Genomic DNA, 19,947 nt, shown 5'->3' on the forward strand with positions numbered 1-19,947 from the left:
GAATATCGTATTGGTAGTACCTATATGAACTTACTTCTATTATTAACTTAAATCATATACTATGAGCACAACAGCAACTGTAGAAAAAGACGTACTTCAAAAACCCAAATTCAAAAACCAATATGAAAACTTCATTGGTGGAAAATGGGTTGCACCAAGTAAAGGAGAATATTTTGACAACATCTCACCAGTAGATGGCAAATCATTTACCAAAATACCTAGATCCACAGCAGAAGATATAGAGTTGGCAATTGATGCCGCTTGGGTAGCAGCAAAGTCATGGAACTCATCTACAGCAACAGAAAGAAGTAATATGCTTTTAAAAATTGCCGATAAAATAGAGCAAAATTTAGAAGTACTGGCACGAGCTGAAACTTGGGATAATGGTAAAGCCATACGCGAAACAAGAGCTGCAGATTTACCTTTGGCAGTCGATCACTTTAGATATTTTGCAGGTGTCATTAGAGCAGAAGAAGGATCGGTAAGTGAGTTAGATTCTAATACAGTTGCATTGAACGTCACCGAACCATTAGGCGTCGTGGGTCAAATTATACCATGGAACTTTCCTTTATTAATGGCTACTTGGAAATTAGCCCCAGCATTGGCAGCAGGTAACTGTGTTGTTCTAAAACCAGCAGAACAAACCCCTGTTGCAATTTTAATATTAATGGAAATCATTGAGGGTATTTTACCTGATGGTGTTCTTAACGTGGTAAACGGTTTTGGTGCCGAAGCTGGCAAGCCATTGGCATCTAGCCCTAGAATTGACAAAATTGCCTTTACCGGAGAAACTACAACCGGACAATTAATAATGCAATATGCATCTAAAAATATTACTCCCGTTACATTAGAACTTGGTGGTAAATCTCCGAATGTATTCTTTGAAAGCATTATGGACGCCGATGATGATTTCTTCGACAAGTGTTTGGAAGGCGCAAATATGTTTGCATTAAACCAAGGCGAAGTTTGTACCTGTCCGTCACGTATGCTAGTTCAAGAAAGTATTTATGACAAGTTTATAGAACGTGTAATCGAACGTACCAAGGCAATTAAAATGGGACACCCATTAGACCCTAACACTATGATGGGTGCACAGGCTTCTAACGATCAATTTGAAAAAATTCTTAACTACATACAAATAGGTAAAGAAGAAGGTTGTGAAGTTCTTACTGGTGGTGAGCAAGCATACAACGAAGGTTTAGAAGGTGGCTACTATGTTCAGCCGACGATTCTAAAAGGAAATAATAAAATGCGCGTTTTTCAAGAAGAAATATTTGGACCTGTGCTCTGTGTAACTACTTTCAAAGATGAAGCAGAAGCTATTGAAATTGCCAACGATACATTGTATGGCTTAGGTGCCGGAGTATGGACAAGAGATACACACCAAGCATATCAAATTTCTAGAGCTATTAAAGCAGGTAGAGTTTGGGTAAACTGCTATCACTTATACCCTGCACATGCACCTTTCGGTGGATACAAAAAATCGGGTATTGGTAGAGAAAACCACAAAATGATGTTGGCACACTATCGTCAAACAAAAAACATGCTTATCTCTTACGATAAGAAAAAAATGGGATTCTTTTAATAACATAGATTGTATGAAAACTAAGCGAGTAATAGTAACCGAAAAAGCAGCTGCAGTAATCGCAGAACTTAAAGAAAAACATGGCGAACTCATGTTTCACCAAAGTGGTGGTTGTTGCGATGGCTCTGCACCAATGTGCTTTGAAAAAGGTGAATTAATGCTCGATGACAATGATGTTTGCCTAGGCAGTATCGAGGGTTGTGACTTTCATATGTCGCGAGACCAATTTGAATATTGGAAACACACTCAACTTACGCTTGATGTTACGCCAGGCATCGGTTCAAGTTTTTCATTAGAAATACCCATGGGTATTCGATTCTTAATCAAATCTAGGTTGTATTCTGAAGAAGAAGCTGAACATTTAGAACCGATTAGAATTGGAGCCTAAAAGTAATGAGCAATAGATACAAGTCCTGATGTTTTTCATCAGGACTTGTTATTTACAAAGGTTACTAGTTTTGTAGTAAATTTGCATCATCAATTTGTCACCGTGAAAATTTCATTAAAAAAAATTCTAATTGCCCCTTTTGTATTTCTAGTTCGTTTTTACCAACTAGCGATATCTCCATACACACCTGCCACTTGTAGATACTCCCCTACTTGTTCTCAATACACCTTAGAAGCATTAAAAAAACATGGTTTATTTAAAGGAGGATGGATGGCGACTAAACGTATTTTCAGCTGCAACCCTTGGGGCGGAAAAGGGTATGATCCCGTTCCCTAAATAAAGTTCAAGACGCAAGTTCAAGTCCAAGTCAAAACACAAATACGAAGATTTCTTGACTAAAAATTTATGATATAACAACTCAAGACCTTTATTTATTTTAAACTTCACATTTTTACTCCCATTCAATTTTTCTATTCTCTCATATCTATCTTCTCTATTCTAATTTCTATTCTCTCAACGCTCTCTTTTAACTAAAAGCAAAACCGATTTTCCATTTCTAAAGCCTAGGGAGATTTCTATTTTATTATCTTAGCCTTTCAAAATTCAACACATGCATTTCTTAGGAATTACTTGGAATCCGAACGAGACTCTTTTCAACATCGGATTCATACAAATAAAGTATTACAATCTTCTTTGGATTACCGCCTTTGCTTTAGGTTGGTTTATCATGAAAAAGATATTCCTCAATGAAAAAAAATCTGTTGAACAACTAGACTCCCTTTTCATATACACGGTTTTAAGCACCATGTTAGGCGCAAGATTAGGCCATGTTTTCTTTTACGATTGGGCATACTATTCTAATCACCTTGTAGAAATATTGATTCCTGTTCGCGAAAGTGCATCTGGTAGTCTATTATTTGGTTTAATAGACGGTTATGAGTTTACAGGATTTGCAGGTTTAGCTAGTCACGGAGCTACAATAGGTATTATTATAGGCACCTATTTATACACGAGAAAATTTCCTGAATTTAAAATGCTCTGGATATTTGACAGAATGGTCATACCTGTTGCTATTGGTTGTTTTTGCGTACGTTTAGGAAACTTTTTCAATTCTGAAATCAATGGTAAAATTGTTGATGAGAATTTCATATTCGCTACTAAATTTATTCGCGATTCAGACGACTTGCATCCATCAAAAGCATTGGGCATTACACAAGAAAAAACTTTAAATGCCGCATATGCAGCGATTGAGAACAATCCGCAGTTTTCGCAATATTTAGCTGAAATACCATATCGTCATCCGGCACAATTATACGAAGGTATAGGCTACCTTTTAATATTTGTTCTACTATATTTTCTGTACTGGAAAACTGATAAAAAAAATAAACCAGGTTACTTATTTGGATTGTTTTTTGTGTTATTATGGTCCGTTCGTTTCTTAGTTGAATTCGTAAAGAAAAGCCAAGGCGGATTCGAAGAGTCATTAGGGCTACTTTCAACGGGCCAATGGTTGAGTATTCCTTTTATCCTAGTTGGATTATACTTTATGTTCAAAAAAACTAAAACTGCATAATATTGAAGACGATACATAAAAGTTCGGTTATTTTAATAGTTGTAGCACTGCTACTTTTTTCTTGTAAAGAAGAGTCAAAAAAAACTATAGCTACGCAAAGTATAGATTTCACTCATGAAGGAGACTTATCTGTCTTTTTAAACTCAAGTGACACGGTAAAAACTAAGTTAAATATTGAGTTTGCAGAAACCGATTACGAAACCCAAACCGGACTCATGTACCGAAAAGGAATGGATAGTAATCAAGGGATGTTATTTATTTTCCCTGATGAAAGAGTACATTCTTTTTACATGAAGAATACAGAGTTTCCCCTAGATATTATTTACATAAAAGAAGATTTAAGAATTGCTAGTTTTCAAGAAAATGCACAGCCACTTAATGAGTCTGGCTTAACATCTCAAGTTCCTATCAAATATGTTCTTGAAATTAACGGAGGTTTAGCACAAGAATTGGGGTTATCTATAGGCGACAGCATTAGCTTTAGCAGAAAATAGAGCACCTGCCTTTTTATATTTTATAGTAATACAATGCCAGTACACGTACTATTTAACGAAGAATCTGAACGGTTACTTTTCAAAGAAGTACAACCTTCAGATTTTGAGAGCTGGCTACCTTTTCATGAAGAACCTTTAAGCAGCCAATTCTGGTCAGGGTTACCATCTGACCCAAAAGAAGCCTGCCAACAACAATTCGACAGAATTTTCGAGCGCTACAATGACAACTTGGGCGGCATGAATGCATTATACCTAAAAGACACCACTACTTTAGTAGGTCTTTGTGGTTTATTGATACAAGAAGTAGATGGTAAAAAAGAATTGGAAATAGGTTATTCTATACTACCAAGGTACTGGCGGCAAGGTTTTGCATTTGAAGCAGCCCAAAAATGTAAGCAAATAGCTTTTGCAAAAGAATGGGCAACCAGTTTAATATCTATCATTCAAGTAGACAATATTCCTTCTCAGAAAACAGCATTGAAAAACGGTATGTTTTTAGATTTTACGACTACCTACCACAACAATACAGTTCATATTTTTAGAATAAATGCATCATGAATCATTGGGTAATTTACTTAGATAACAATTCTGATAAAAAAGGGTTTTTAAATGATTTTCAAAAAGGAAGCATACCAGAAGAACTACAGGAGTTTGAAAATAAAATCGGCAGCTTATTTTCTCCTTTCACCTTAGAAAAATTAATTGATAAAGAAGATAAGCACGATAAAAAAATTATCAGTGCTGAGCATCAAGCACTAGAAACTATGTCTAGTGGTGAGCAAAAAAGAGCTTTACTACATTACTTGCTGAACGAAAATCCAGATTATATTATTCTAGATAATCCTTTTGATAATTTAGATATTGCCTTTCAAGAAGAACTAAAAACGATACTTAAAGATCACTCTAAACACATTTCATTTATTCAGTTAGCAAGTCGCAAGTCAGACACATTATCGTTCGTAAATTGTTATAGCAGGTTGAATAAGAATATGTTCTTTATCACAGAGAATATAAGCTCAAGCGATAACGAAATCGATAGTGCTTTCAATGCCGTTCGTATTCCGCATTCTAACACGACATACCCAAATATTGAATCTCCATTAATAGATTTCAAAGATGTCAGCATATCCTACGGAAGTAAAAAAATATTAAATGCTATTAACTGGACCGTAAAGAAGGGAGATTTTTGGCAATTATCAGGCACCAACGGAAGTGGAAAATCAACTATACTCTCCATGATATTTGGGGATAACCCTAAAGCATTCGGCCAAGAAATCTATCTATTCGGAAATAAAAAAGGAAGTGGCGAAAGCGTTTGGGATATAAAACAAAAAATAGGCTATTACGCTCCTGCAATGACACTTAAATTCAATGGCAGACATTCTATTGAAAACATGTTGATCTCAGGTTTAAACGATTCTGTAGGGCTTTATACCATCCCAACAGAGCTACAAAAGAGAATCATTAAACAATGGCTGCTCTTGTTAGATCTCTATCCTATAAAAAATAAGTATTTCAATTCCCTTTCAACAGGTCAGCAACGTTTAATAATGACAGCGCGTGCCATGGTCAAAAGACCACCAATTCTAATTTTAGACGAGCCTACGGCAGGCATGGACGACGAATCTGCTAGCCTATTGGTTTCTTTAGTGAATAAATTTGCAGAAGAAACCGATACCGCAATAATTTTCGTTTCACATAGAAAAGAAAAAGGTCTAAAACCCAAACGGACTTTAGACCTTATACCCAGTAAAAATGGTTCATCGGGGATCATTAAATAATTACAAACTTTTATTAAGCAAAAAAGCCGTTCATTTCTGAACGGCTTTTTCTATTTGAGTTAGTTGTATTATCTACTCTTCAATTTTTACTTCAGCTTCACCAGAAGTAACTTTCTTGCTCAATGCATCGAACATTACAGGAGTTGCAATAAATACAGATGAGTATGTACCCACAACAACACCAACGATCATAGCAAACATGAATCCTCTTAACGACTCACCTCCAAAAATGAAGATTGCCAATAACACTACCAAAGTAGTTAATGAAGTATTCAATGTTCTACTTAACGTACTATTAATAGCGTAGTTAATGTTAGAACCGCCTTTCCAGCCGCGTTCTGCTAAAGTCTCACGAATACGGTCAAATACTACCACGGTATCATTCAACGAGTAACCAATAACTGTCAGGATCGCTGCAATAAATGCTTGATCAATTTCCATACTAAAAGGCATTAGTTTACCGAATATTGAGAATACACCAAGTACTATCAATACATCATGGAATACTGCAGTTACAGCCCCCAATGAGAATTGCCATCTTCTAAATCTAATTAAGATATAAAGAAAAACTACAAGTAATGAACCTAAAATTGCTAAGAATGCATTTTTCTGAATATCATCTGCAATTGTTGGTCCAACCTTTACAGAGGCTAAAATACCAACTGCTTCTTCATCTACACCACCTAATACAAAAGCTTCTTTACTAAAACCATCTGGCAAGTATTTTTGAAGCGAAGCATATAGTTTATCTTGAATTTCAGTATCTACTTCGATACCTTCTACATCTACTTTATAAGGAGTTGTAATTTTTACTTGGTTAGACTCACCATATGTTTTCACATTTGTTCCGCTACCAAATACAGTATTCAATTCTGATGTTATTTCAGAAGGATTTACAGGATGCTCGAAACGTACTGTGTACGAACGTCCACCAATGAAATCTACCCCTTTTTGTAATCCTGGTCCTGCTAACAATGAGAATAAACCAATTGCTATTAAAATTCCAGATATTACATAAGCAATCTTTCTTTTCGCCAAGAAATCAACATTGATTCCCTTGAAAAGGTTTTTAGTGATACCAGTAGAGAAATCTAAGCTTCTACCTTTTCCACTAATATACCAGTCGATTAATAAACGAGAAATGAATATTGCAGTAAATAAAGATGTTACAATACCGATAATTAATGTAGTTGCGAAACCTTTAATCGGACCTGATCCAAATATGAATAAGATAATTGCAGTTAAACCAGTAGTAATGTTCGCATCTAAAATAGAAGATAGCGCATTACCAAAACCGTCAGCGACAGCTTGGCTCTTGCCTTTACCTTTTGCCAATTCTTCTTTAATACGCTCAAAGATCAGTACGTTGGCATCAACCGACATACCCAGCGTTAAAACGATACCAGCAATACCAGGTAATGTTAACACCGCATTTAAACTAGTTAAGACACCGAATATTAATAAGATGTTCAACATTAAAGCAATATCAGCAAATACACCTGCTTTACCGTAATAACCAACCATCCATAAAAGAACAATTACAAAAGCGATTAAAAATGACATAAAACCACTGTCAATAGCTTCTTGACCCAATGAAGGACCAACAATTTCAGATGCAATAATTTCTGCGGAAGCAGGAAGTTTACCAGCTCTAAGTACGTTAGAAATATCTTTAGTTTCGTTTACCGTAAAGTCACCCGTAATTTCTGAACGACCACCAGAGATAGGACCAGAAGAAACCCCAGGAGCAGTATATACCTTATTATCTAAAACAATAGCAATACCAGTCTGGTTCGTGTAAGCATCACCAGTTAATTTTTCCCATTCTTTAGCACCTTTTGTGTTCATGGTCATAGAAACCGCAGGCTTGCTGAACTGATCGAAATCTGCTCTTGCATCACTTACTACATCACCACTAATTCTAGGCGTACCGTCACGATTAGATTTTAAAGCATATAAATCGATTACTTCGGTTTCTTCAGCTGATGGTCTTTCCCATACAAATTTTGTAAACTGAATATCAGCAGGTAATAACCTTCTAATTTCTGGCATTCTTAAGTAAGCACCAATAGTAGCGGTATCTTTAATAGCTGCACGAAACATTGCATTTGATCCTGGATTAGCAGGAATCAACAACTCGTATAAAGGATTTACCTGTGAAGCTAAATCTAAAGAATCAGCAGAAACATCAGATAATAAAGAATCTAATTCAGACTCTTCTTTGATTTGTTCTGGTTGCTTAACCTCAACAATCGTTTTTAATTTCTCATTCGCTTGAATAAGGAATGTACTAAAGCTAGTATTACTTTGCTTGTACGTTTCCCAAAATTCTAATTGAGCAGTACTTGATAATAAATCTTGTGCACGAGCAATATCTCTAGCACCTGGTAATTCAACTAGAATACGACCTGAGTTACCTACTCTTTGTATGTTTGGTTGTGTAACACCAAAACCATCAATACGTTCTCTTAATACCTCAAAAGCAGAAACGATAGATTCATCTATTTTTCTTATGATGATAGGCTTAACCTCATCATCAGACATTTGAAAGTTGATTTCATCACTAAGACCTTTGTTTGCAAAGATATCTGGTGAAGCCAATTTAGTCTCCCCTTTTATCTTATCGAAAGCTTCAAAGAACAAGTCGATATATGTATCATCACTATTTCTAGAAGCTACATCTGCATCAGCTAAAGCCTTGTTGAAAACTGGGCTTTTTGTGTTGTTCGCTAATCCTTTAAGGATATCCTTAATAGAGATCTGCAAAGTAACGTTGATACCACCTTTAAGGTCAAGACCTTTATTAAGTTCTTTCTTTTTAGCCTCATCGTAATTGGTATAACCAAAAACAGGATCACTACCAATAGAATCAAGATAGCTTGCTGCTGCAACTTCTCTTTTTGCTACATAACCTTCTTCTGATTCAGAAATACGGCTAACCGCGAATTTATTCGCTTCTTTTTCTACTTTACTAGTTACGAAAGTATAGGATAGCTGGTAAATACTAACTAACCCAAATAATAAAGCAAAAAGTTTTATAAGTCCCTTGTTTTGCATTTGTAATAATTTAATTTATGTTGATTATTATTTTGAATATTTTAAAAATCTAAGGCAAATAATATTTACGTATAATAAATACGTTGCTTAGAAATATTTTTGAATGGAATTAACTATTCCCATAAACATAAGGCCCTGCCCTTACTTCTGGTATTGTTCGTGAAGAGTTTTCTATTGCTATTGCAATAGTTCTATTTATTTTAAATGCTGTATCTACAATTGCATCTTGCTCAAAAACTATGGTTTCACTAAACGGCAAAACTACCGGATAAGAAAACGTTTTATTATCGTGCTTATGAGGTACAACCAGCGTTGCGTTCAAAGTAATGCCATCGTCAGCTTGCTGATGAAGATCAGAAACTACTAAATTATAGGTCTCAGGAAGTTCTTTTTTTGGAGAATCGGAAGGAGATTCTTCTTCATTCGATATTGACTGATGGTTTTCTTGAGAAAGAAACTCCTTAACACTAAGGGCATCAACATCGCTATAATAACGAATACTTAATTGTGTACCGTCATTTTCTACTATCTCAATAGCATCAACACCTAAGACTTCTAATTTCTTGGTGATAACTGCCAAAACATCATCATGAGCAGTACCTGAAGCTAATTCTACATCTGCAAATTGTAATGAAATTTGCTGATTAGAAGCTTTCTTTTGCTCTTGACTTAGCCCGAATAAGGCTAGAATAATAAATAAAGTACTTACGCACCATTTTGCATTCATGCCGCAAATATAAAAAGAAAGATTATTCTAGGTAGTATATTTTCTACAATATATATTTCTAAAGCATACCTTATTATACGAACAAAGCCTTTATAGTTAGACTATAAAGGCTTTGTTTTATGTTTAAGAGTTTATATACTACAACTCTAAAAGACCATTAGTTTTAGTTACACCAGCGGCACTTTCTTTCATTTTTGCTTTTTCAGCTTCACTTAAAGGAATATCAATAATCTTTTCGATACCATCTTTTCCTAATATTACCGGTACACCGATACAGATATCATTCAATCCGTATTCACCATCTAACATCGTTGAACATGGAAACATTTTCTTCTGATCACAAGCAATTGCCTGTACCATAGAAGATACTGCTGCACCTGGTGCATACCATGCGCTTGTACCTAATAACTTAGTTAATGTTGCACCACCAACTTTCGTATCATCAGCAACTTGTTGTAATCTATCTGCAGATAAAAATTCTGAAACACGAATACTGTTTCTAGTTGCATGAGATGTTAATGGCACCATACCAGTATCACTATGACCACCGATTACCATACCGTCGATATCAGAAATAGGAGCTTCCATAGCTTCTGCTAAACGATACTTGAAACGAGCGCTATCTAAAGCACCACCCATACCAATAATTCTATTTTTTGCAATGCCAGTAGTTTTATGTACCAAATAAGTCATCGTATCCATAGGGTTACTAACAACTATAATGATAACATTTGGAGAATGCTTTAAAAGGTTGCTTGAAACCGTTTTTACAATACCAGCATTAATACCAATTAATTCTTCTCTAGTCATTCCTGGTTTTCTTGGAATACCAGAAGTAATTACAGCAATATGGCTATCAGCAGTTTTAGCATAGTCATTTGTACTACCTGAAATCTTAGTATCAAACCCCATCAATGATGCCGTTTGCATCAAATCCATAGCTTTACCTTCTGCATAACCTTCCTTAATATCCAAAATAACCACTTCTGAAGCAAAATCTTTAATGGCAATGTATTCTGCACAACTAGCACCTACTGCACCAGCACCTACAACTGTAACTTTCATTTATTTCTATTTTATGAATTATTATATATAAAATGGAACACCCACCTTATGTTTATTGAATTTCCTCTCCAAAAATAGGTATTTATTGACAAAATATGCTATTCACCTATTGATTTAATTACCCTTGAAAGCCTTTAAAAACATCGATAAAATGCAGGTTTTGTTAAAAAAAATTGCGCTTTAACGAAGATATCGTGAATTAGTTACCATACATCGAATTAAAGTAATAACCCAATATTAGTCACGTTAAATACTGTGGATCCCAAATCCAAAATTAAATTAACCTACTTATGACTAAGAAGTTCCTCTCTTTGTTGGCGATATGCGCCATAGTGTTTCTTGCGAACTGTTCTAGGATCGAACAAAACAACGATCCTATTATCGGAATATGGTCGCAATCTGAATTAATAGTAACCGACAATTCTTCAAAACAAACTGTTCGAAAAGAATGGATTTTTAATGATGTTTTCTTAGGAAGATATCATGAAATTGACGGCTCTACAACTACCCTAAAAACAGATTTCAATTGGTCCAAACAAGACGACATTTATACAGTTGAGTATAAAGGTCTTGACGGCAAACCCAACAATATAATCACTATTAAATCTACTGATGATGGTTTTTACCTTCAGAAGAAAGATGGTGCTACATTGGCAATAAGGGAATAAACGATTTTAACAGGGCCATGGGAAAAAGGCTGTCCGGAGGGATCTGGGCAGTCTTTTTTATACCCATTGCTGTTTCAAGTTAGCAATTGAAAAGATTTTTATTACAGTTACCTACGCTTATTTAAAGCACAAAAAAAAGGTCTGACGGAATTAGAGATAATTCCGTCAGACCTTTTTAATTATTTTTAAACTTACTTTTATCTAAATCCGAAGTTGATACCAACAGTTGCCGTATTGAATTCTCCTAAGTTATATTCTGCATTCAGTCTAAAGAAACCTAATTTAAGTTTCGTACCTAAAGTACCCGTAACTCCATTAACCTTCTTCGTAATAGAAAAAGGATCCTCATATGTTTCAGAAGCAAAAGGTCCACTCGTTACTCTATATGTACCTAAAACATCAGTTACCGATTTACCAGTAATGTAATTGACTCCACCATAAAAATTAATAATCGGTAGTTTTGTAGATACTACAGCACCAAAAGCCCAGCTGCTAATTTCTGCTTCTATTCTTTGATTTTCACCATCAACTAAATTGGCATTTGCTAAATCATAATCACCACTAATATTGGTATACCCTATAACCGCTGAAATAGCCACTGGTAAAATTTTATCTGCCGGTAATAATTTAGTGAAATCATGTTGTATACCTAAACCGAACAAACCAATAGATGCATCTTCATATTCCATTTTAGGTAGAAATCTTGCTTTTATCTCAGTCCCTTTAATTAAACCTACACTTGCTTGTACATATCCTGATGGAACAAAATCGATATCTTCTCCTGATAAACCAGATGGCAGCTCAAAAGTCTCACGAACCGTAACACCCAACACCTCTCCTTCAACAAATACTTCTGTACCAGAAATATCGCCTAAGGCAGTTGAAACGGGTCTTGCCACACCAGGGTTCTCTACAAAATCTAAATTTTGATAATCATTAGGATCTAAGATAAAAGTCTTCTTATCCTCTTTATTCTTAAATCCGGTAATATTACCAATGATTGAAATTTCAAATCCGCCTAAGGGTTTTGCATCAGCGGTATTATACCAACCTGTAGACATGCTATAAACAACACTTTCAGAAAGCGGAGCCATATAATCTGCTGTAAATGTTTCTGCATCTTCAACACCTGCAGAAAGCACATTATTGAAATCTGCTTGAGCAGAAGCAGTTAAGCACGTACCAACAAAAATGGAAGTAAGTAGATTTTTCATATTTCTAATTTTACCTAAAACTAAAAAACCTGCGCTGTAGGCGCAGGTTTTTGTTGTGTAAGTGGTATTTTCTATGTGTCAATGTTTGCATAAACAGCATTTTTCTCAATAAATTCTCTTCTTGGTGGCACTTCGTCACCCATAAGCATTGAGAAAACACGATCCGATTCTGTCGGATTTTCAATTTGTATTTGACGTAGTGTTCTAAAATCAGGGTTCATTGTAGTATCCCACAATTGAGATGCATTCATCTCTCCAAGACCTTTGTATCGTTGAATACTAACACCACCACTGTAGCTATCAGCAATTTCATCACGCTCTTTATCACTCCAAGCGTATTGTTTTTTCTGACCTTTTTTCACCAAGTATAAAGGCGGAGTAGCAATATAAATATGCCCTTGCTCTACCAACTCTTTCATGTAACGGAAGAAAAAAGTTAAAATAAGTGTTTCAATATGGCTACCATCGACATCGGCATCACACATGATGACTACCTTATGATATCTTAATTTCGAAAGGTTCAATGCTTTACTATCTTCTTCGGTACCAATAGTTACGCCTAAAGCGGTGTACATATTTTTGATTTCTTCGTTTTCAAAAACCTTATGTTGCATGGCTTTTTCAACGTTCAAAATCTTACCTCTTAAAGGCAGAATCGCTTGAAAATTACGATCACGACCCATTTTTGCAGTTCCACCCGCCGAATCACCCTCGACAAGGAATATCTCACATTTTTCAGGATCTTGTTCTGAACAATCTGATAATTTACCAGGTAAACCACCACCACTCATTACATTCTTACGCTGAACCATTTCACGAGCTTTAGAAGCTGCATGTCTAGCTTGCGCTGCAAGAATTACTTTTTGAACAATAGTTTTAGCATCGTCTGGGTGCTCTTCTAAATAATTTGTCAGCATTTCAGACACTGCCTGACTTACTGCTGCAGAAACCTCGCGGTTACCTAATTTTGTTTTCGTCTGACCTTCGAATTGAGGTTCAGCAACTTTTACAGATACAATTGCCGTTAGACCTTCACGGAAATCATCTCCTTGAATTTCAAACTTCAATTTATCTAACATTCCAGAAGCATCTGCATATTTCTTTAAAGTAGAAGTTAAACCTCTTCTAAATCCAGATAAATGCGTACCACCTTCGTGTGTATTAATATTGTTTACGTAAGAATGAAGATTCTCTGTGTAACTCGTATTATAAATCATAGCCACTTCTACAGGGATGTCATTTTTCTCCCCTTCCATAGAAATAACGTCTTTAATCAAAGACTCGCGGTTACTATCTAAAAACCTAACAAACTCTTTAAGACCTTCAGTAGAAACGAAGGTTTCACCAACGTATTCACCTTTTTCATCTTTCTGGCGCTTATCAGTAATACTGATAGTAACACCTTTGTTCAAGAAAGAAAGCTCACGCATTCTGTTCGCTAAAGTCTCGTAGCTATATTCTATAGTTTGAGTGAAAATGGTATCATCTGGGTGAAAAGTAACCTCAGTACCTCTTTCTGTAGTCTCTCCTATTCTTTTAACAGGATATAATGCCTTACCTCTAGAGTATTCTTGTTGCCAAATAACACCCTCTTTAAATACCTTTGCAGACAAATGATCTGAAAGTGCATTAACACAAGAAACACCAACACCGTGAAGACCACCAGAAACTTTGTAAGAATCTTTATCGAACTTACCACCTGCACCAATTTTGGTCATTACAACCTGTAATGCAGATACACCTTCTTTTTTGTGAAGATCGACAGGTATACCCCTACCGTTATCTCTGGTAGTTACAGAATTATCTTCATTTATGATTACACTAATGGTGTCGCAATGACCACCCATAGCCTCATCAATAGAGTTATCTACTACTTCATATACCAAATGGTGCAAACCACGGACCCCAACATCACCAATATACATGGATGGACGCATACGTACGTGCTCCATACCCTCTAAGGCCTGAATACTATCTGCCGAATAATTTTTCTTATTTGCTTCTTCGCTCATAAAATTATGGTTGTTTTACTTCAAATTTTGCAATCTTACAAATATACGCAATACCCCATGAAATATAGCCTTTCTAGCTATTACACTAAAGCAAGTTATCAACAATAATTGTGGAAAATTAGCCATTAGGACTCAAAAAGCAGCGAAAGTTACCTTTTACGTCTAAACTACGGTAAAAGAGACATATAGCGTATTAGAATACGTCTGACGAAAGAATGAAAAAAATTGACGATCCTCTTAGAAGTGCATAATTCTTAGATTTTCATTAACATTTTAAAGCCAAAATTAACGGGATTAAAACCGATGTGTGCGCTATCGATCAAATCAAGAAAATATTAAGATTTCGTTTACATATGGCTTTTAACTTAGCTGTAAATCTTAAAACAATATATCATGAACGAGGAACAATTTAAAGGAAAATGGAATATAGCAAAAGGGAAGCTTAAGCAACAATATGCTGACTTAACAGATGATGACCTTACCTACGCGGAAGGAAAATCTGATGAGCTATTAGGAAGAATTCAAGAAAAAACCGGAGAGTCTAAAGAGAAATTGAAGAAAATGATAAACGACTTATAGTCTACTTCATTTTTATAAAAAAGCAAACCCCGTCTACAAAGTAGACGGGGTTTTGACAATAGATATAATGACTAATTCAAACCCTATTGTTTAACGTATGCTTCACTATGTACATTAGCTATTGCTCTACCAGAAGGGTCATTCATATTTTTAAATGCTTCATCCCATTCTAAAGCTGTCGCTGTACTACAAGCTACACTTGCCTCTTGCGGTACACTTAAAGCTGCAGCATCACTAGGAAAATGCCCTTCAAAAATTGTTCTATAGTAATACTCTTCTTTGTTTAATGGTGTGTTGATAGGAAAACGGAATGCCGCATTCTCTATTTGCTCATCAGTTACCTCTTTGTCGACCAATTCTTTTAAGGTATCAATCCAACTGTAACCAACACCATCACTAAATTGTTCTTTTTGTCTCCAAGCTACACTTTCAGGAATCATATCTTCAAACGCCTTACGAACCACCCATTTCTCCATGCGCTCACCGTTAATCATTTTATCTTGTGGGTTGATGCGCATCGCAACGTCCATAAACTCTTTATCTAAGAATGGCACACGACCTTCAATTCCCCAAGCAGCTAAACTCTTATTAGCTCTTAAACAATCGTACATATGCAACTTATCTAATTTACGTACGGTCTCTTCATGAAACTCTTGTGCATTTGGTGCTTTATGAAAGTATAGGTAACCTCCAAACAACTCATCTGCACCTTCACCCGACAATACCATTTTTATACCCATAGACTTAATAACACGAGCCATTAAGTACATTGGCGTAGAAGAACGAATGGTGGTAATATCATACGTTTCTATGTTATAAATAACATCTTTTATAGCATCTAAACCTTCTTGTATGGTAAACTTAATTTCGTGGTGTACGGTACCAATATGATCAGCAACTTTTTTAGCTGCAGCCAAATCTGGAGACCCCTCCAATCCCACTGCAAAAGAGTGCGTTTGCGGATACCAAGCTTCTGACTTGTCATCGCTCTCAATACGTTTTTGTGCATATTTTTTAGCAATTGCAGATACTACTGAAGAGTCTAAACCACCTGACAATAAAACTCCGTAAGGTACATCAGACATTAACTGTCTATGAACCGCAGCCTCTAAAGCTTCTTTAACTTCTTGTATGCTTGTTGCGTTGTCTTTAACGGCATCATACTCCATCCAATCTCTAGAGTACCATTTTTTTAATTGGCCGTCAGAACTATGCAAATAATGTCCTGGAGGAAATAATTCTATTTTAGTACACGTACCTTCTAGTGCCTTCAATTCTGATGCTACGTAGAATGTTCCGTTTTTATCCCACCCCATGTATAAAGGAATAATACCCATGTGGTCACGAGCAACAAAATATTCATCTTTCTCAGCATCATAAATAGTGAAACCGAAAATACCGTTCAACTCATCTAAAAAATCAACTCCTTTTTCTTGATACAAAGCCAATATTACTTCACAGTCAGACTCTGTTTGAAAATCGTATTTACCTTCAAATTGCTTACGTAACACTCTATGATTATATATTTCACCATTGGCTGCCAATATCAATTTACCATTCGGACTCAATAATGGTTGTTTTCCAGAAGCTGGATCTACAATAGCCAAACGCTCATGCGCTAAGATGGCTTTATCATCTGCATAGATACCACTCCAATCTGGACCTCTATGTCTAATTTTCTTCGACATTTCTAAAAGTTGAGGCCTAAGTACTTCAGTACTTTCCTTAACATCAAATGCACATACTATTCCACACATAATCTAATAATTATATCATTTCGAATACAAATATCAATTTATTGTTTCAATTAACAAACACATATGCAAATTATGATTACATATTGTAACTATAAAATTCATTTTAAGTTCTATTTGACATGTATCTTCTCAAAATCAAGTTTAAAACGTGATGAAATGTAACAATCAAAAATTTAACTTCTTTTTATTAACACTACTGTAAGGAACTGCTTAGTTTTATGACCTAGAAAACCAAAACAAATGATTATGAAAAAAGTATTTACACTAGCTACACTAATGTTAGCCTTAGTTTTAACCTCAACAGTATCTGCTCAAGAATTTTCTGGAATAGATAAAAGCCCAATGGATATGGCTGCTTACCCTACAGATTACAAAGTATCTGAAAAGGCAGTGCGTATTATTTACGGAAGACCACAATTGAAAGGTCGTTCTATGGAAGAATTAGCTCCAACAGGAAAAGTATGGAGAACAGGTGCTAACGAAGCTCCTGAAATTACATTTTATAAGGATGTAAAATTCGGCGGTAAAGCTGTTAAAGCTGGAACGTATTCTTTATTCACGATACCTGGTGCAGATGAGTGGACGGTTATCTTGAACAAAAACTTAAACACATGGGGTTCTTATTTTTACGAAGAAGCTTCTGATGTTGTTCGCGTAACAGTACCTAATGGTTCTGATGCTTCGTCGCTTGAAGAATTTTCAATCGCTTTCAAAGATGTTACCGGTGGTGCTGAATTAGTAATGGGTTGGGACAAAACAAGAGTTGCTGTTCCAATTACTATGTAATTAGAAACACGATATATTTAAAAAGCCTCGGTCAATGACCGAGGCTTTTTTTTTGACCTTTTTACTTTTATCGAACGATACCGTTTACAAAAGTCTGCTCGGCACGAATAGTGGGAATCTCTGATACAGGTACCGTCATCATATCTTTATCATAAATTACAAAATCTGCAACTTTACCTGGTTCTATACTCCCTTTTTCATCTTCTTCAAAATTAGAGTACGCTGCCCAAATGGTCATTCCTTTTAAGGTTTCTTCTCTAGACAATGCTTCTTCCATTTGAAAACCTCCTTTTGGATATCCACTTGTATCTTGTCGTGCTACTGCTGCATAGAATGTCAAAAACGGACTCACATCTTCTACAGGAAAATCGGTGCCTAATGCAATTGTACCTGCTTTCTTCAATAATGTTTTATAAGCATAAGCACCTTTTACTCTTTCACCTAAACGATCTTCTGCCCAATACATATCGCTAGTTGCATGTGTAGGTTGTACTGACGGAATAATACCATCTTCAAAATAATCGAAATCGCTTTGTGTCAATACCTGCGCATGTTCAATTTTCCATCGCCTATCAGACTTACCTTGAAGCACATTTTTATAAGCTCTTAATACCGCAATATTTGCAGAGTCGCCAATAGCGTGGGTATTCATCTGATATTCTGAATTTGCCAGTTTTTGAGCTAAAGCCTCAATATCTGCAACGGGAGTAATCATAGCCCCAAAGTGTTCAGGTAGATCATTATATTCTTCTCTTAAAGCAGCTCCTCTAGAACCTAATGCTCCGTCTCCATACACTTTAATAGATCTCACATTCAATCGATCTGTTTTAATGGGCCCTTTATTTATATAATAATCAACATCTTCTTTATTGTTGCTCACCATGGCATATATTCTAATCGATAATTCACCTGCCTGTTGCAAGCTATCGATAAGCTCAATAGTGCTTCTATCTAATCCTGCATCATTTACAGTGGTTAGTCCGTGGTTCAAGCTTATTCTTTCTGCATCTTTCAATGCCTTAATTTTATCTTCTAGCGTTGGCGATGGCATAATACTATCTATAAGCGACATTGGGTTATCGACCAAAATTCCTGTAATACCAGAATAGCCATTTTCCCATTTTTTTACAATTTCACCACCTTCAACCTTGGTGCTCCAGTCGATACCAGCCATATCTAAAGCTTTTTGATTCACCAAATAAGCATGACCATCTACACGCTCTAAAGCCACAGGTATATCAGGAAAAATAGTATCTAATTGTGCTTTTGTAGGAAACTCTTTTATATCCCAGTCGTTCTGATCCCAACCTCTACCTCTAACAAAAGACTTTGGGTTGGCAGTATGAAATGCTCTTACACGCTCCAATACTTCATCAAAACTTTTAGTACCTACTAAATCTACCAATTGTTGGGTAAGTCCTAATCCGTAAAAATGGCAATGTGCATCGATTAAGCCAGGTGTAATTGCTCTACCATCGGCATCGATTAGTTGATCAGAAGTATATACATCGCGAATTTCATCGGTAGTACCGACAGCTATAAATTTACCATCTTGCACGGCAAAGGCTTGAGCTTCAGAAAAGGAATCATCTACGGTATAGACTTTGGCATTTACGATTACAAGGTCGACCTTCTCTTTCATGAGTTCGCAACCAGATAATAACACGAGTAGTATTGGTAGTAGTTTTTTCAAATCAAAAATAGTTAGTTAGTAAAATCGTCAAATAAGGCTATAAGTGCCTTTTTAAATAATTACTGAAAACTAAGTATTTTTTCGGAAAGATTTAAATCTTTATTCTAGAGGTAGTTGTCGTTTTGCTAAAACTTCGCTTGAGCCACTCTCAGAATAAAATTCGCCAATCATCTTATCACCTTCTACTTCAAGAACAAAAGAGGTACGATCAATACCTTCTATATTAATATTAAAATTGATGCGATTATCATCAACCGTAATATCTTGACCATTTAGTGAGCCCGTTTTTAAGCTAATGACAACTTGGTAAACCCCATTTGGTTTTGAAATAAAAATACGTCCCTTTTTATAAGGTGCATCAGCATCTGGCATTAAAAATTCCCAAACACCCAAAACAGGATTCTTATCTATTATTTGCTCTTGTTCTATAATAGCTAATGATGAATTTATCGAACGATTTTCGATAAACGAATTCATAAAGAGAACATTTGTAAATAAGACAATTTTTATTAAAACATGGTTAGTGCTCATTCTATAAAGTATTGTTTTATATGCATTAGTAACGATG

The 19,947-nt window shown here is 35.6% G+C and carries 18 protein-coding genes; 10 read left to right on the top strand and 8 right to left on the bottom strand.

Translation table 11 applies throughout. From position 1 onward, the window contains the following. Nucleotides 1-61: 61 nt before the first annotated feature. The 7 genes from QSV08_RS11315 to QSV08_RS11345 all read left to right on the top strand — a co-directional run bounded on the left by QSV08_RS11315 (nucleotide 62) and on the right by QSV08_RS11345 (nucleotide 5,821). Nucleotides 62-1,585, top strand: coding sequence for an aldehyde dehydrogenase family protein (locus QSV08_RS11315; protein WP_324023396.1), 1,524 nt, complete (start codon nucleotides 62-64; stop codon nucleotides 1,583-1,585). 13 nt (nucleotides 1,586-1,598) lie between these two features. After that, a complete protein-coding gene (locus tag QSV08_RS11320; protein ID WP_324023398.1) occupies nucleotides 1,599-1,973 on the top strand; it encodes a DUF779 domain-containing protein in 375 nt (124 codons plus the stop codon). 102 nt (nucleotides 1,974-2,075) lie between these two features. Further along, nucleotides 2,076-2,309 carry a membrane protein insertion efficiency factor YidD gene (gene yidD, locus QSV08_RS11325; protein WP_243834433.1) on the top strand — a complete coding sequence of 78 codons (234 nt, stop codon included), beginning with the start codon at nucleotides 2,076-2,078 and terminating at the stop codon, nucleotides 2,307-2,309. A 274-nt stretch (nucleotides 2,310-2,583) separates the two neighbouring features. Then, complete coding sequence (gene lgt / locus QSV08_RS11330) at nucleotides 2,584-3,546, top strand: prolipoprotein diacylglyceryl transferase (RefSeq protein WP_324023400.1); 963 nt, start codon at nucleotides 2,584-2,586, stop codon at nucleotides 3,544-3,546. A 2-nt stretch (nucleotides 3,547-3,548) separates the two neighbouring features. Then, a complete protein-coding gene (locus tag QSV08_RS11335; protein ID WP_324023402.1) occupies nucleotides 3,549-4,040 on the top strand; it encodes a DUF192 domain-containing protein in 492 nt (163 codons plus the stop codon). 33 nt (nucleotides 4,041-4,073) lie between these two features. Continuing rightward, a complete protein-coding gene (locus tag QSV08_RS11340; RefSeq protein WP_324023403.1) occupies nucleotides 4,074-4,598 on the top strand; it encodes a GNAT family N-acetyltransferase in 525 nt (174 codons plus the stop codon). Continuing rightward, the gene (locus QSV08_RS11345) at nucleotides 4,595-5,821 is read left to right on the top strand and encodes an ATP-binding cassette domain-containing protein (RefSeq protein WP_324023404.1); all 1,227 of its coding nucleotides are present in this window, start codon (nucleotides 4,595-4,597) and stop codon (nucleotides 5,819-5,821) included. The genes QSV08_RS11340 and QSV08_RS11345 overlap by 4 nt, the downstream gene beginning before the upstream one ends. Nucleotides 5,822-5,893: 72 nt before the next feature. On the opposite strand, the gene secDF is transcribed toward QSV08_RS11345, so the two are convergent. From secDF to QSV08_RS11360, 3 genes are all read right to left on the bottom strand, one after another. Next, the gene (secDF, locus tag QSV08_RS11350) at nucleotides 5,894-8,878 is read right to left on the bottom strand and encodes a protein translocase subunit SecDF (protein ID WP_324023406.1); all 2,985 of its coding nucleotides are present in this window, start codon (nucleotides 8,876-8,878) and stop codon (nucleotides 5,894-5,896) included. A gap of 109 nt (nucleotides 8,879-8,987) precedes the next feature. Beyond that, nucleotides 8,988-9,605, bottom strand: coding sequence for a hypothetical protein (locus QSV08_RS11355; RefSeq protein WP_324023407.1), 618 nt, complete (start codon nucleotides 9,603-9,605; stop codon nucleotides 8,988-8,990). A 138-nt stretch (nucleotides 9,606-9,743) separates the two neighbouring features. Further along, complete coding sequence (locus QSV08_RS11360) at nucleotides 9,744-10,670, bottom strand: malate dehydrogenase (protein ID WP_324023408.1); 927 nt, start codon at nucleotides 10,668-10,670, stop codon at nucleotides 9,744-9,746. A 290-nt stretch (nucleotides 10,671-10,960) separates the two neighbouring features. Here QSV08_RS11360 and QSV08_RS11365 point away from each other — a divergent pair, with 290 nt between their 5' ends. Further along, complete coding sequence (locus QSV08_RS11365) at nucleotides 10,961-11,338, top strand: hypothetical protein (RefSeq protein ID WP_324023410.1); 378 nt, start codon at nucleotides 10,961-10,963, stop codon at nucleotides 11,336-11,338. A gap of 197 nt (nucleotides 11,339-11,535) precedes the next feature. Here QSV08_RS11365 and QSV08_RS11370 read toward each other — a convergent pair whose 3' ends face one another. Next, nucleotides 11,536-12,552 (bottom strand): DUF6588 family protein, encoded by a 1,017-nt coding sequence (locus QSV08_RS11370; protein WP_324023412.1) that lies wholly within the window; start codon nucleotides 12,550-12,552, stop codon nucleotides 11,536-11,538. 71 nt (nucleotides 12,553-12,623) lie between these two features. Next, nucleotides 12,624-14,564 carry a DNA topoisomerase (ATP-hydrolyzing) subunit B gene (gyrB, locus tag QSV08_RS11375; RefSeq protein ID WP_324023414.1) on the bottom strand — a complete coding sequence of 647 codons (1,941 nt, stop codon included), beginning with the start codon at nucleotides 14,562-14,564 and terminating at the stop codon, nucleotides 12,624-12,626. Between the two features lie 393 nt (nucleotides 14,565-14,957). Here gyrB and QSV08_RS11380 point away from each other — a divergent pair, with 393 nt between their 5' ends. Further along, the gene (locus QSV08_RS11380; RefSeq protein WP_073242819.1) at nucleotides 14,958-15,143 is read left to right on the top strand and encodes a CsbD family protein; all 186 of its coding nucleotides are present in this window, start codon (nucleotides 14,958-14,960) and stop codon (nucleotides 15,141-15,143) included. A gap of 83 nt (nucleotides 15,144-15,226) precedes the next feature. Here the strand turns inward: QSV08_RS11380 and asnB are convergent, their stop codons facing one another. Then, a complete protein-coding gene (gene asnB / locus QSV08_RS11385) occupies nucleotides 15,227-16,900 on the bottom strand; it encodes an asparagine synthase B (RefSeq protein ID WP_324023416.1) in 1,674 nt (557 codons plus the stop codon). 246 nt (nucleotides 16,901-17,146) lie between these two features. Here asnB and QSV08_RS11390 point away from each other — a divergent pair, with 246 nt between their 5' ends. Further along, nucleotides 17,147-17,686 carry a DUF2911 domain-containing protein gene (locus tag QSV08_RS11390; RefSeq protein ID WP_324023417.1) on the top strand — a complete coding sequence of 180 codons (540 nt, stop codon included), beginning with the start codon at nucleotides 17,147-17,149 and terminating at the stop codon, nucleotides 17,684-17,686. Nucleotides 17,687-17,753: 67 nt separating this feature from the next. On the opposite strand, the gene QSV08_RS11395 is transcribed toward QSV08_RS11390, so the two are convergent. Together QSV08_RS11395 and QSV08_RS11400 are read right to left on the bottom strand one after the other, a co-directional pair. After that, nucleotides 17,754-19,379, bottom strand: coding sequence for an amidohydrolase (locus QSV08_RS11395; RefSeq protein WP_416381996.1), 1,626 nt, complete (start codon nucleotides 19,377-19,379; stop codon nucleotides 17,754-17,756). 99 nt (nucleotides 19,380-19,478) lie between these two features. Further along, on the bottom strand, nucleotides 19,479-19,856 hold the full coding sequence (locus QSV08_RS11400) for a hypothetical protein (protein WP_324023419.1): 378 nt from the start codon (nucleotides 19,854-19,856) through the stop codon (nucleotides 19,479-19,481). Between the last annotated feature and the right edge of the window lie 91 nt (nucleotides 19,857-19,947).

The organism is Maribacter sp. BPC-D8 (genome assembly GCF_035207705.1).
Lineage (GTDB): Bacteria > Bacteroidota > Bacteroidia > Flavobacteriales > Flavobacteriaceae > Maribacter.